Below are 12852 nucleotides of genomic sequence, written 5' to 3'. Positions count from 1 at the left end.
GAATTATATGCGTGGAATGGGAAATATGCAAGGTATGATGAAACAAATGCAAAAGATGCAAAAGAAAATGGCTCAGGCTCAGGAGGAGCTTGGTGAAGAACGGATTGAAGGAACAGCTGGAGGTGGAATGGTCACTGTCGTTGTTTCTGGCCATAAAGAAGTACTTGAAGTGAAAATTAAAGAAGAAGTGGTTGATCCAGAAGATATCGAAATGCTTCAAGACCTTGTTTTAGCTGCTGTAAACGAAGCAATGAAACAAGCGGATGAATTAACAAATCAAACGATGGGGCAATTTACTAAAGGAATCAACCTTCCTGGATTCTAGGGGGTTAACTGATTATGCATTATCCTGAACCAATATCCAAGCTGATTGACAGCTTTATGAAACTGCCGGGAATTGGGCCCAAAACAGCAGCCCGCCTGGCATTTTTCGTTTTAGATATGAAGGAAGATACTGTTCTAGATTTCGCAAAGGCCCTTGTCAATGCCAAACGAGACCTAGGTTTCTGTTCTGTTTGCGGACATATTACTGATCAGGATCCTTGTTATATTTGCAAAGACTCGAAGCGAGATCGAAGTGTCATCTGTGTTGTACAGGAATCAAAAGATGTGATTGCCATGGAAAAAATGAAAGAATACCATGGCTTATATCATGTCCTACATGGATCCATTTCGCCAATGGAAGGAATTGGACCCGAAGATATTAATATCCCAGATTTACTAAAAAGATTGCAAGATGAGACAGTTCAAGAAGTCATCTTAGCAACGAATCCTAATATCGAGGGAGAAGCAACGGCTATGTATATTTCTCGATTGCTGAAGCCATCGGGAATCATGGTCACGCGGATTGCTCACGGACTTCCAGTTGGTGGAGATCTAGAATATGCAGATGAAGTAACGTTATCAAAAGCATTAGAAGGCCGGAGAGAAGTGTAAGTTTTCTTTCAAGGTGCTTGCGCTTTTCTTACAGGATAGGAAAGTATAAATTTTGACTAATGCTGGATCTAGCTCCAGCGCCCAGCCCCTCGAGGTCAAATAACCCTGAACCTATGAAGGGAAAGATCGCCCTTCATAGGTTCAGGAACATTTGCTTGTCGGGGCTGAGCAAGGCGCTTGCGCTTTTCTTATAAGATAAGAAAGTATAAATTTTGGCTAATGCTTGATCCAGCTCCAGGCGCCATCGGCTCGAGGTCAAATAACCTGAACCAATGAAAGGCAAAAAAGCGCCTTTCTTTGGTTCAGAACATTTGCTTGTCGCCGATAGGCGGGCGCCTTGCGCTTTTCTTATAAAGGACTCATTCTTAGAGGTGGCGTACATGTTTCAAAAGGAAAAGCTTCGAAGGGAATACGATCAAAAACTGATTGATTTAATGGAAAGCACACAGAAGGATTGGATGTACTTTTCTCAATTAGAAAAGATGAGCTATGAGTATGATGAAGATCTACATCGACTAGCTCTTCTCGCAAAATCGAAGTATTTTTTTCTGTTCCAAGAGGCTAAAAAAAGAAAAATCTCCTTAAGATAATGACTCATGCGAATGAGATGGTGCTGTTTAAACGAAACGCGCAATTTTCTTCGTTCTTTTTGGACAAACCTTACATATAATAGTGGAAAGGATTGTTTCCAGGGGGGAAAAGATGAGTCCAGTCATAATCATATCCATTATTTCCGGAGTGATACTTCTGTTGTTAGTGATAGGGTTGCCAACGAAAGTATTTCGGTGGATTGGTCTGTCGTTAATGAAGCTTCTCATCGGTGCGATATTTTTATTTTTTCTTAACGCGGTTGGCAATCAATTTGGATTAGCGGTCCCTATTAATTTCATCACATCCGCTATATCTGGTTTTCTAGGCTTACCAGGTGTTGCCGCCTTAGCCATCATTCAACTATGGATCTTTTGAAAAGTCCGTTCAAGGGGAACGGACTTTTTGTTATTTAAATAGAATAAAATGGTTCCCTTAAAGTATTACGTTATGTTTAGCTTTAATCCAAAACCGCTCCGAAGTCTTACGCTTATCCGCTTCTGTACAGAATATTCCTGTTTTATTTGCGGATGTACAGACACACGGAATGTTCCTCGCGCATATTAATAATTGTAATTGGATTAATGTTAGAAATTGTGTATGCAAATAAGAAAAAGTGGTCAAACTAAATGCTACGGAGGTGGAGAAATGGAAAAATGTATTGTTTGTGAAAAACCTCAGAAGCATGGGATTCATTTATATACATCGTTTATTTGTACAGATTGCGAGAAAGCTATGGTACAAACAAGTACCCAAGACCCAACGTATCAATTTTATATTAAACAATTAAAAGTGATTAAGGAAAATAAGATCTATTCTTAAACCAGGTGACAGGGGAGTGCCTGGTTTTTGTATGCTTAAGCATAGTATAATGAGGGAAAATAGAAGTGGGGTATCACAAGTGAATCAAGACCAGATACCAATTTATGAACGAATGGTTCAATTTTATAAGAATAAGCCGATTTCCTTTCATGTCCCAGGGCATAAAAATGGACTTTTATATGAAGGAATCGATTCAGCCTTTGCCCAGGTTGCCCAATTAGATGCGACGGAATTAACAGGTTTAGATGATTTGCATGCTCCTGAAGGGATGATTGGAGAAGCTCAAGAGTTATTAACCGACTTTTACCAATCCAGTAAAAGTTACTTTCTGGTGAATGGGACGACGGTTGGCAATTTAGCTATGATTCTAGCTTGCTGCCAAGCGGGAGATTATGTGTTGGTGCAGCGTCATTGCCACCAATCGATTTTGCACGCATTAAATCTAGCAAAGCTAAAACCAGTTTTTATTGCTTCCACGGTAAGGGAGAATGGCGAAACAGAGTTAATGGTGGAGACGGTACAAAGAGCTTTTCAACAGTACCCATCCATTCGGGCTTGTATTTTTACTTATCCCGATTATTATGGGCGAACATATAATCTCCAATCGATGATCGAAATCTCCCATCAAAATAATGCGCTTGTTTTAGTCGATGAAGCCCATGGTGCCCATTTTTGTTTAGGAAACCCTTTTCCACAAACGTCCCTTCGCCTAGGGGCTGATATTGTTGTCCATTCGGCCCATAAAACATTACCGGCTTTCACTATGGGTTCGTATTTACATATTAATAGTGAACATGTGCCTGGCAAAAAGGTAGAGAGGTATTTAAAGATGCTTCAATCTAGCAGTCCTTCTTATTTAATCATGGCATCTTTAGATTTAGCCCGGCATTATTTGGCTCACTTTTCAAAAGAGGATGTACTTTATTCTCAAAATCAAATTCAAAACTTCATAGAACAATTAAAGCAACTACCGGGGATTCAGGTGCTTCAAAGTGAAGATCCTCTTAAAATCATGGTTCGTCACGCCTTGTTTTCCGGATATGAATTACAAACTAGATTTGAACTGGCGGGAATATATCCTGAATTAGCGGATCCACAACAGATCTTACTCATTTTTCCATTGTTAAAAATAGGTATGCCTTATCCATTTGATCGAGCACTGCAACAATTACAAAGCTTACCTTGGACAGACGGACAAGCACAAAACCGGCCCAAGCAAAATATAATATGGCAAGAAAGCTTAGCGATCACAACGTTAGCCCTTTCTTATGAAGAAATGGACGATCGGGAGGAAGACTGGGTGGAAATGGATGTGTCTGTTGGGAGAGTGGCATCACAGATGATTACGCCTTACCCTCCGGGGATTCCCCTCATTATGCCGGGAGAAAAAATAACGCAGGTTCATATTGAGCAACTAAAGAAGCTGATGAAATTTGGAGCAAGATTTCAAGGGGAGATGGAAGCCCTTCGGAATGGGAGGTTAGCTGTTTTTCGATAAGAGGAGAATCAGCCTATCACGACCCTAATGAGGGAAGTCTCGAGGTATTGATTTTAAAGGGTGGCTGACAATGATATAATAGTGGAAGAGAAAGCTTTTGGAGGTAACTATGCGCGGAATATTTATCACAATCGAGGGTCCAGAAGGGGCAGGAAAAACAACGATCATCCAAAAAGTAGCCCAGGAATTAGAAGTAAAGGGAATGGATGTTATTTTAACAAGGGAGCCCGGGGGGATTCCTATATCGGAGCAAATCCGCGGTATTATTCTGGATTCAGGAAATCTTGCGATGGATGCTAGAACAGAGGCATTATTATATGCCGCGGCAAGGCGACAGCATTTAGTAGAAAAAGTGATACCTGGTCTTCAAAGTGGGGCCGTAGTGCTTTGCGATCGCTTTATCGATAGTTCTCTAGCTTATCAAGGATATGCAAGAGGCCTAGGAATGGATGAAATATTATCAATTAACCAGTTTGCCATTCAAGAGTTAATGCCAGATCAAACCATCTATTTTGATATAGACCCTGAGATTGGCTTAAAAAGAATTGAAACAAACAAGGGCCGAGAAATCAATCGACTAGATCTAGAACAATTGAATTTTCATCAGATGGTAAGGCAAGGATATAAACAATTATTACAAAGATTCCCTGACAGAATAAGGGAAATAGATGCTTCCCAACCAATAGAGCAGGTATTTCTTCAGACCATGAAAATGGTGGAGAAACTCATTGAAGAGAATGAGTAGATGTTTTCAAATTATTCTTTAAAATGTTTTTATAAGCTAAGGAAATCGTGATATACTAGAAATAGTATAATAAATGAATGAATGAAGGGGTGCGTGCCGATGAAATTAATTATGGCTGTTGTACAAGACCAGGATAGCAATCGATTAATGAGTGCTTTAGTAGATAATAATTTTAGGTCGACAAAATTGGCAACAACAGGCGGCTTTTTAAAATCGGGGAACACGACATTCATGATTGGTGTAGAAGATGTGAGAGTTAATAAATGTTTACAAATTATTCGGGATAATTGTAAATCTCGTGATCAATTAATGGCACCTATCTCCCCAATGGGAGGAAACGCAGATTCCTATATCCCTTACCCAGTAGAAGTCTCAGTAGGCGGTGCCACCGTATTCGTCCTACCAATCGACCAATTCCATCAATTTTAAAAGAAAAGCGGAGGCGACTGTTTAGCTGCGTACAAACTTTTTAGGGGCCTGACGAGATAAAGGAAACACGGTAAGGACGAAGGACGAACCGATGTTGACTTATCGTAGGAAGGTACCGAAAGTTTGCTAGCAGCTAGGAGCCGGAGCTGGACAAAGAAAAGCGGAGGGCGGTTGGTCAGGGGCGACAAGCAAATGTTCTGTAACCGAAGAAGGGCGACTTTTCCCTTCATCGGTTACAGGTTATTTGACCTCGAGCCCCTACCGCCTGTAGCTGGACAAAGAAAAGCGGAGGCGCCTGTCCAGCGACGTACAAATTTAAAGACTTCTGACGAGATAAAGGAAACACGATGAAGCCAAAGGCTGAATCGATGTTGACTTATCGTAGGAGGAAGACGTAAATTTGCTAGTCGCTAGGCGCTGTAGCTGGACAAAGAAAAGCGCAAGCGCCTGTTTAGCGACGTACAAATTTGGATAACTAGGAAGAACGGCTAAGGGCGCGCCGTTCTGCCCCGCATCGTGCGGGCCTAAGCACAAGTGAGTGATAAAATGAACTGGCAAGATTTTGAACAAGAACAGCCCGTTGCGGCAAAGGTATTAAAAAGTGGGATTGAGAAGAATCGTGTTGCCCACGCTTATTTATTCGAAGGGGAACACGGGACAGGCAAGCGGGCAGCAAGTATGCTGGTCGCTCAAAGCCTTTTTTGTACTGAACCTAAAAATGGCTTGGTTCCATGTGAGCAGTGTGTGAATTGTAAAAGAATCTCGAATGGGAATCATCCTGATGTTCATATTGTGGAACCAGACGGTCTGTCCATTAAAATTGACCAAATTCGTTCGTTACGAGCGGAGTTTAATAAAACAGGATTAGAATCGAAAAAGAAATTTTATATCATTATAGATGCGGAGAAAATGACGAATTCTGCGGCCAATAGTTTATTAAAGTTTTTAGAAGAGCCTCATTTGCAAACAACGGCGATTCTCTTAACGGAACAGCCACAGCGAATGTTGCCAACGATTATTTCTCGTTGCCAAATGATCTCTTTTCAATCACTTCCAGCCAATGTGGTGGCGGACAAGTTGATAAAATTAGGGGTTCATCCTACGAAGGCCCCTTTATTATCTGCCATGACAAACCAAGTACAGGAAGCACTTGACCTTGATCACGATGATTGGTTTGCACAAGCACGAAATATAGTGTTAAAATTATATGAAGTCCTGAAGCAAAATCCATTGTATGCGATGACCTCCTTACAAAATGAATGGAATGGCCATTTTAAGGAACGGGCGCAAATGGATATAGGACTGGATCTATTATTATTTATCTATAAGGATATACTTTATATACAATTGGGGAAAGAAGAGCAATTGATCTATCCTGATCAACAGAAAAAGTTGGCGGGAGATGCTTTACAAACTTCTGCGGGGAGACTGTCTGAACAAATGATGGCAATATTGGAAGCGAAACAAATGCTACAGGCAAATATGAATCCTCAGCTGTTAATGGAACAGTTGGTGTTAAAATTGCAGGGGGGACCTTCTTTTGTATAATGTGATTGGTGTCCGGTTTAAAAAAGCCGGTAAAATATATTATTTCGATCCGGGGGAATTCTTGATTACGAAGGATCATTATGTGATTGTCGAGACAACTCGGGGAGTCGAATTTGGAAAAGTTGTAACGGAACCTAAGCAAGTAAGTGAACATGATGTTGTATTGCCTTTAAAAAAGGTGATTCGACTTGCAAATGAAAAGGATCAAATGAGTGTGGAGGAAAATCGGCTCGCAGCAGAAGAGGCCCATCAAATTTGTACTGACAAAATCGCTGAACATCGCTTGGCGATGAAATTAGTAGATGTTGAATTTACATTTGACCGCAATAAAGTGATTTTTTACTTTACTGCAGACGGTAGAATTGATTTTCGTGATCTAGTGAAGGATTTAGCTGCTATTTTTAAAACTAGGATAGAATTAAGGCAAATTGGTGTGCGAGATGAAGCCAAAATGTTAGGTGGAATTGGGCCATGCGGTCGAATGCTATGCTGTTCAACCTTTTTAGGGGATTTTGAGCCAGTTTCTATTAAAATGGCCAAGGACCAGAACCTCTCTTTAAATCCATCAAAAATATCTGGACTTTGTGGTAGATTGATGTGCTGTTTGAAATATGAAAATGATGAGTATGAAGCAGCTAAAGCTGAATTGCCCGATATTGGTGAAACCATTAAAACTCCGGATGGGCCTGGCAAAGTAACGGGATTAAATATGCTAGAACGTTTAATTCAGATTGATTTGTTTGGGCAAGAAAGGCAATTGGAGTATACATTGGAAGAAATTAAGAAGGGCTCATCATCTATCCCGGCCACGGAATAATTGGGGTGAGAAAGTATGGATAAAAAGGAGTTATTTGACTCTGTCAGTAGCATGGAAATGCAGATTGGAGAGTTATACCAGCAATTAGGAGAACTCAAACAATATTTAGCTCATTTAATTGAAGAGAACCATGCCTTGAAAATAGAGAATGACCATTTGCGAAAAGCTATGGAGGGGGAAACCCCAAAAGCCTCCAACCCCGAAGAATCTGGAGAAAAGCCGGGAAAAACGGTCTACGATAAAATAACTGAAATTGGTGAAGGGTACGATAACCTCGCTAGAATCTATCAAGAAGGCTTCCATATTTGCAACATTCACTTTGGTAGTCCCCGTTTGGATGAGGATTGTTTATTTTGCTTATCTTTCTTAAATAAAAAATAATAGGATGTTCAAAAAGTCCGGTAAAAATGACACTGCGAATTTCTTCGTTGGCTTGTTTCTGCGCTCCTTGGAAAAGAAAACCACTTTTCCGGCGTGCGATGCGGATTCGGGGAAGCTTTCCTTGTACTCATGTATCAGGTGATAAGGATCTTCCGTTAAAACCGCCCACGTCCCGTGGGCAACACGGAAGTCAGTATATCCTGTACAAGTCCGCTGCTCGAAACTGTGCCGCCTCGAACTTCCGACGCACAGGATGTGCTAGTGTCGGCGTTGCTGACAGGACGTCAGCGCCCTTAGCCGATGGGTCCTTTTTATCCTCCTTTTTGAACACGTAATAATAGGCCATTTATATGTCCGAGCCCTCCTCCTTTGTGGGGAGGGCTATTTTAAAGGATAGCCATTTTCAGTTGAACCATATGGAGGAAAAGTACGATCATGATTGAATTATTAGAGGATGAACGATTAGATTATTTGTTAGCAGAGGAATTACAGATCATCCAAAGTCCTTCTGTTTTTGCCTTTTCGCTTGATGCTGTTTTGCTTTCCCACTTTACCTATTTGCCGATTCAAAAGGGGAAAATTATCGATTTATGTAGTGGGAATGGGGTGATTCCCCTCTTACTAAGTAACCGGACAAAGGCGGAAATAACTGGTGTTGAGATTCAAGAACGCTTATTTGATATGGCTAAGAGAAGTATTACGTTTAATCAATTGGATTATAAAATAAAGATGATTCATGGGGATCTAAAGGAAATGCCTTCGCTTTTAGGCTCTAATCAATTTGATCTTGTTACTTGTAATCCTCCTTATTTTTCATCGAAATCTCCTGAGATAAGAAATCAAAATGAACATTTGGCGATTGCTAGGCATGAAATTTATTGTACTTTAGAAGATGTCGTCAAAAGCAGTAGCCAGCTCCTTAAACAAGGAGGAAAGGCTTCGTTTGTTCACCGACCTGAAAGATTAATGGACTTATTCATGCATATGCGAAACTATCGTCTTGAGCCGAAAAGACTTCGCTTTGTTTACCCTAAAGAAGGAAAAGAGGCGAACACGATTTTAGTGGAAGGGATCAAGGATGGGCGTCCGGGACTTAAAATTCTCCCTCCGCTATTTGTGTATAATCAACAAAATGAATATAACGAAGAAGTGAGAGCCATGTTATATGGAAATGAGAAATAACCATTATTTTTATGTATTGGAATGTCGAGATGGTTCTTATTATGGTGGGTATACGATTGACCCAAAACGGAGATTAGAACAACATAATAGTGGAAAAGGGGCTAAATATACGCGGGCGAGAAGACCTGTTAAAATGATCTACTCAGCAGAATATGAGCAAAAGAGTGCAGCGTTGCAGGCCGAGTATGCCTTTAAGCAGTTAACACGTAAAGAGAAGGAAAAGTTTTTAATGGAAATGGGGGACGAGGGGATTGCAGACGCAGAAGAGTTTTTCAAAAGAAATGAATAATGGCATTTTATATCTAGTTCCTACCCCAATTGGTAATTTAGAAGATATGACCTTTCGAGCCATTCGCATTTTAAAAGAAGTAGATCTAATTGCCGCTGAAGATACCCGGAACACGAAAAGACTATGCCACTATTATGAGATTTCCACTGGATTAGTCAGCTATCATGAGCATAATAAGGAAGCGAGTGGGAAAGAATTAATAAAAAAACTGCATGCCGGTCAAAATCTCGCTCTAGTGAGTGATGCAGGTACACCATGCATCTCTGATCCTGGTTATGAACTTGTGGAACAGGCGATACAAGCGAAAATTCCCGTTGTTCCTTTACCAGGTGCAAATGCTGCTGTTACAGCTTTGATTGCGTCAGGGATCAAACCTCAGCCTTTTTATTTCTATGGTTTTTTGCCCAGGGGGAAAAAAGAAAAAAGAGCGGAACTGGAGATTTTAGGAAAGCAACAGGCGGCGATTATTTTTTATGAAGCTCCCCATCGATTAAAGGAAACATTAAAATATATGAAAGAGGCTTTTGGAAACCGTCAGATCGTATTATGTCGTGAGTTGACGAAGAAATTTGAAGAATTTCTAAGAGGCTCTGTAGATGAGGCCATTGAGTGGGCGGAGAAACAAGAAGTCCGCGGTGAATTTTGCTTGATTATTGAGCCGGGTGAAAAACAAGAGGAAGAAGTGGAGGAACAATGGTGGAGTGCAATGGATATGAAAAGCCATGTACAATACTATATAGATGAGAAGAACCATTCCTCGAAAGAAGCGATCAAACAAACCGCAAAGGACCGTCAACTACCGAAGCGTGAAGTTTATCAAGCTTATCATGTTGAGTAATAAGGGAGCATGATCGTGGGCTAAAAAAACCACCACTTACATGAAATAAGTGGTGTCTTCTGACTTTTTCATATTATTTACGGAAGGCATTTTGGAGTTCTTGGATTAATAGCTCTGCTCCTTCAGGACTTAGGACAAGTTTTCCGCTAGCAAAGCTTTTGTTTTCATCTGAAACAGTACCTGTTATTTCACACGCCATACTGGGTTTGTACTTTTTTAGAATAATACGATCATTATCTACATAGATTTCGAGCGCATCTTTAACATCAATATCTAAATTACGGCGGAGCTCAATTGGAATCACGACACGACCAAGCTCATCGACCTTTCTAACAATACCTGTAGATTTCATGCTCATCCCCCCTGAAAGGCACAAATCAATTTATAGAATTCGGGACTTTCATACTTCATTATAGGTAAAATTTGTTACTTTTATCATACCAATTTTTCCCTATATAGTCAATGAGATAGGAGAATAGGATGGGCAAATTTTGAAAGTTGCGGAAAAGGTCTTTTTCACGTATATTTTGAAGATAGAAAAGGTTATGGTGCAAAGGACGACTTTGAAACAAAGTAGAATTTGGTTAGTGTTTGGATTTAGCTCTAGGTGCCATCGGCAAGATTTGCGGGAGCGAGTCCATCGGCGTTACGCCAGGACGGCGTGCCCTTAGCGGTTCGTCCTTTTGATAGGCGCTTGAGCTTTTCTTAATAATACAATGGAGGCGACTGAATTGGGAGAAAAGGCAAATACATTTTATATTACTACTCCTATTTATTATCCAAGCGGGAATTTACATATAGGCCATGCTTATACAACCGTGGCTGGAGACGCTATGGCCCGCTATAAGAGGCTGCGGGGCTATGATGTCATGTATTTGACGGGAACGGACGAACATGGACAAAAGATTCAACGGAAGGCAAAGGAATTAGGCCTTTCGCCACAGGAATATGTAGATGATATTGTGAAGGGAATTAAGGAATTGTGGGAAAAGCTTGATATTTCCTATGATGATTTTATTCGTACGACCGAAACACGTCATAAAAAAATAGTGGAAAAGATTTTTCAACAATTGCTTGATCAGGATGATATTTATCTTGATGTGTATGAAGGTTGGTATTGTACTCCTTGCGAGTCCTTTTTTACAGAGCGTCAGCTAGATAACGGAAATTGCCCAGATTGTGGACGACCAGTTGAAAAGGTAAAAGAAGAATCTTATTTCTTTAAAATGAGTAAATATGTGGATCGACTTTTAGCGTTTTATGAAGAAAATCCGCATTTTATCCAACCTGATTCTCGGAAAAATGAAATGATTAACAATTTTATTAAGCCAGGGTTAGAGGATTTGGCTGTTTCCCGTACGACCTTTGACTGGGGCGTGAAAGTACCCGGAGATCCGAAACATGTGATCTATGTTTGGATTGATGCCTTAACAAATTATATTACCGCTCTCGGCTATGGTTCGGAAGACGATACGAAATACCAGAAGTACTGGCCCGCAGATGTTCATCTTGTCGGAAAAGAAATTGTTCGTTTTCATACAATTTATTGGCCAATTATGCTTATGGCGCTTGATTTACCATTACCTAAGAAGGTTTTTGCTCATGGTTGGTTGTTAATGAAAGATGGAAAAATGTCTAAATCGAAAGGGAATGTTGTCGATCCCGTTACATTGATTGATCGCTACGGACTAGATGCTTTACGTTACTATTTATTAAGAGAAGTTCCCTTTGGAGCAGATGGCGTCTTTACACCTGAAGGTTTTGTGGAACGAATTAATTTTGATTTAGCCAATGATCTTGGTAATTTACTGAATCGTACCATTGCGATGATTAATAAGTACTTTGATGGAGTGATTCCAACTTATCAAGGTTCGATCACACCATTTGATGACAGCTTGCGTGTGATGAATGAAACAACCGTCCAAAAATATGATGAAGCGATGGAAAAAATGGAATTTTCGATTGCCCTATCCTCTGTTTGGCAATTGATTAGTCGCACTAATAAATATATTGATGAAACCGAACCATGGAAACTTGCCAAGGCAGAAGAGAAGAGAGATGAATTAGCTAGTGTAATGGTCCACTTGGCTGATACATTAAGAAGAGTGGCGATATTACTGAAACCATTCCTAACTCAAGCGCCTAACAAGATTTTACGCCAGTTAAACGTGACGGCGGATGACTTAACATCATGGGAAAGCTTAGTGAACTTTGGGCAATTACCTGAAGGCTTAACGGTTGTGAAAAAGGGCGAACCAATATTCCCACGTTTAGATATGGAAGAGGAAATCAGCTTTATTAAAGAGAAGATGCAGGGAGATTCCGTGACACCTGTGCAAAATGAACAAGAGAATAAGGAAGAAGAACAGCATTTACCTGAAATCACGATAGACGATTTTAAAAAGATTGAATTGCGGGTGGCGGAAGTAACGGCATGTGAGCCTGTTAAAAAAGCAAATAAGCTATTAAAGCTTCAACTGGATCTTGGTTACGAAACTCGTCAAGTTGTGTCGGGAATTGCGGAATATTATAAACCAGAGGCATTAGTTGGTAGAAAGGTAATCGTTGTGGCAAACCTGAAACCAGTGAAATTACGAGGCGAGTTATCGCAAGGAATGATCTTAGCAGGAGAAAAAGACGGAAAATTATCGTTAGCTTCTGTCGATCCATCTCTTGAAATCGGCGCAATTGTAAACTAAATGTAATAATTGATATAAATGGAGAGCTTTTGTGACACAATAACATAGAAGGTGATAGCCAAAATGATATTTTTGCTATA

Annotated in this window: 16 protein-coding genes; 15 read left to right on the top strand and 1 reads right to left on the bottom strand. The window is 40.3% G+C overall.

The window, feature by feature from the left end:
* Nucleotides 1–7 precede the first annotated feature (7 nt).
* The 14 genes from KI363_RS11805 (at nt 8) to rsmI (ending at nt 10073) form a co-directional block, all read left to right on the top strand.
* Complete coding sequence (locus KI363_RS11805; protein WP_158323732.1) at nt 8–325, top strand: YbaB/EbfC family nucleoid-associated protein; 318 nt, start codon at nt 8–10, stop codon at nt 323–325.
* Nucleotides 326–339: 14 nt separating this feature from the next.
* Complete coding sequence (recR, locus tag KI363_RS11800; protein ID WP_212966403.1) at nt 340–936, top strand: recombination mediator RecR; 597 nt, start codon at nt 340–342, stop codon at nt 934–936.
* A gap of 380 nt (nt 937–1316) precedes the next feature.
* Entirely contained in the window at nt 1317–1526 is a 210-nt protein-coding gene (locus KI363_RS11795; RefSeq protein ID WP_158323733.1) for a YaaL family protein, read from the top strand.
* Between the two features lie 112 nt (nt 1527–1638).
* Nucleotides 1639–1902, top strand: coding sequence for a pro-sigmaK processing inhibitor BofA family protein (locus KI363_RS11790; RefSeq protein WP_158323734.1), 264 nt, complete (start codon nt 1639–1641; stop codon nt 1900–1902).
* Between the two features lie 270 nt (nt 1903–2172).
* Nucleotides 2173–2346, top strand: a complete 174-nt coding sequence (locus KI363_RS11785) for a sigma factor G inhibitor Gin (protein WP_158323735.1) — start codon at nt 2173–2175, stop codon at nt 2344–2346.
* A 79-nt stretch (nt 2347–2425) separates the two neighbouring features.
* Nucleotides 2426–3844 carry an aminotransferase class I/II-fold pyridoxal phosphate-dependent enzyme gene (locus tag KI363_RS11780; protein ID WP_158323749.1) on the top strand — a complete coding sequence of 473 codons (1419 nt, stop codon included), beginning with the start codon at nt 2426–2428 and terminating at the stop codon, nt 3842–3844.
* A 109-nt stretch (nt 3845–3953) separates the two neighbouring features.
* Nucleotides 3954–4589, top strand: a complete 636-nt coding sequence (tmk, locus tag KI363_RS11775; RefSeq protein ID WP_212966402.1) for a dTMP kinase — start codon at nt 3954–3956, stop codon at nt 4587–4589.
* 99 nt (nt 4590–4688) lie between these two features.
* Nucleotides 4689–5018 carry a cyclic di-AMP receptor DarA gene (gene darA / locus KI363_RS11770; protein WP_057987735.1) on the top strand — a complete coding sequence of 110 codons (330 nt, stop codon included), beginning with the start codon at nt 4689–4691 and terminating at the stop codon, nt 5016–5018.
* Nucleotides 5019–5564: 546 nt separating this feature from the next.
* The gene (holB, locus tag KI363_RS11765) at nt 5565–6566 is read left to right on the top strand and encodes a DNA polymerase III subunit delta' (RefSeq protein ID WP_212966401.1); all 1002 of its coding nucleotides are present in this window, start codon (nt 5565–5567) and stop codon (nt 6564–6566) included.
* Nucleotides 6559–7383: a PSP1 domain-containing protein gene (locus tag KI363_RS11760; RefSeq protein ID WP_212966400.1), complete on the top strand. Its 825-nt coding sequence runs from the start codon at nt 6559–6561 to the stop codon at nt 7381–7383. The genes holB and KI363_RS11760 overlap by 8 nt, the downstream gene beginning before the upstream one ends.
* 15 nt (nt 7384–7398) lie before the next feature.
* The gene (yabA, locus tag KI363_RS11755; protein WP_158323739.1) at nt 7399–7764 is read left to right on the top strand and encodes a DNA replication initiation control protein YabA; all 366 of its coding nucleotides are present in this window, start codon (nt 7399–7401) and stop codon (nt 7762–7764) included.
* Nucleotides 7765–8199: 435 nt separating this feature from the next.
* Nucleotides 8200–8946, top strand: a complete 747-nt coding sequence (locus KI363_RS11750) for a tRNA1(Val) (adenine(37)-N6)-methyltransferase (RefSeq protein WP_212966399.1) — start codon at nt 8200–8202, stop codon at nt 8944–8946.
* Nucleotides 8930–9235, top strand: coding sequence for a GIY-YIG nuclease family protein (locus tag KI363_RS11745; protein WP_158323741.1), 306 nt, complete (start codon nt 8930–8932; stop codon nt 9233–9235). Before KI363_RS11750 ends, KI363_RS11745 begins: the two co-directional genes overlap by 17 nt.
* Nucleotides 9198–10073 (top strand): 16S rRNA (cytidine(1402)-2'-O)-methyltransferase, encoded by an 876-nt coding sequence (gene rsmI / locus KI363_RS11740; RefSeq protein ID WP_246516846.1) that lies wholly within the window; start codon nt 9198–9200, stop codon nt 10071–10073. Before KI363_RS11745 ends, rsmI begins: the two co-directional genes overlap by 38 nt.
* Before the next feature lie 73 nt (nt 10074–10146).
* On the opposite strand, the gene abrB is transcribed toward rsmI, so the two are convergent.
* Nucleotides 10147–10425, bottom strand: a complete 279-nt coding sequence (gene abrB, locus KI363_RS11735) for a transition state genes transcriptional regulator AbrB (protein ID WP_158323742.1) — start codon at nt 10423–10425, stop codon at nt 10147–10149.
* A 379-nt stretch (nt 10426–10804) separates the two neighbouring features.
* On the opposite strand from abrB, the gene metG reads away from it, so the two are divergent.
* The gene (gene metG, locus KI363_RS11730; RefSeq protein WP_158323743.1) at nt 10805–12772 is read left to right on the top strand and encodes a methionine--tRNA ligase; all 1968 of its coding nucleotides are present in this window, start codon (nt 10805–10807) and stop codon (nt 12770–12772) included.
* The last annotated feature ends 80 nt before the right edge of the window (nt 12773–12852 follow it).

The sequence above is a fragment of the Lederbergia ruris genome, from assembly GCF_018332955.1.
Lineage (GTDB): Bacteria > Bacillota > Bacilli > Bacillales > Bacillaceae_C > Lederbergia > Lederbergia ruris.
This window is presented reverse-complemented; position numbering and strand designations above follow the sequence as displayed.

Excerpts from the sequence above, each read along its gene's own strand:
- KI363_RS11805 (WP_158323732.1), top strand. The coding sequence starts at position 8 with ATGCGTGGAATGGGAAATATGCAAGGTATGATGAAACAAATGCAAAAG.
- recR (WP_212966403.1), top strand. The coding sequence starts at position 340 with ATGCATTATCCTGAACCAATATCCAAGCTGATTGACAGCTTTATGAAA.
- KI363_RS11795 (WP_158323733.1), top strand. The coding sequence starts at position 1,317 with ATGTTTCAAAAGGAAAAGCTTCGAAGGGAATACGATCAAAAACTGATT.
- KI363_RS11790 (WP_158323734.1), top strand. The coding sequence starts at position 1,639 with ATGAGTCCAGTCATAATCATATCCATTATTTCCGGAGTGATACTTCTG.
- KI363_RS11785 (WP_158323735.1), top strand. The coding sequence starts at position 2,173 with ATGGAAAAATGTATTGTTTGTGAAAAACCTCAGAAGCATGGGATTCAT.
- tmk (WP_212966402.1), top strand. The coding sequence starts at position 3,954 with ATGCGCGGAATATTTATCACAATCGAGGGTCCAGAAGGGGCAGGAAAA.
- darA (WP_057987735.1), top strand. The coding sequence starts at position 4,689 with ATGAAATTAATTATGGCTGTTGTACAAGACCAGGATAGCAATCGATTA.
- holB (WP_212966401.1), top strand. The coding sequence starts at position 5,565 with ATGAACTGGCAAGATTTTGAACAAGAACAGCCCGTTGCGGCAAAGGTA.
- yabA (WP_158323739.1), top strand. The coding sequence starts at position 7,399 with ATGGATAAAAAGGAGTTATTTGACTCTGTCAGTAGCATGGAAATGCAG.
- KI363_RS11750 (WP_212966399.1), top strand. The coding sequence starts at position 8,200 with ATGATTGAATTATTAGAGGATGAACGATTAGATTATTTGTTAGCAGAG.
- KI363_RS11745 (WP_158323741.1), top strand. The coding sequence starts at position 8,930 with ATGGAAATGAGAAATAACCATTATTTTTATGTATTGGAATGTCGAGAT.
- abrB (WP_158323742.1), bottom strand. The coding sequence starts at position 10,425 with ATGAAATCTACAGGTATTGTTAGAAAGGTCGATGAGCTTGGTCGTGTC.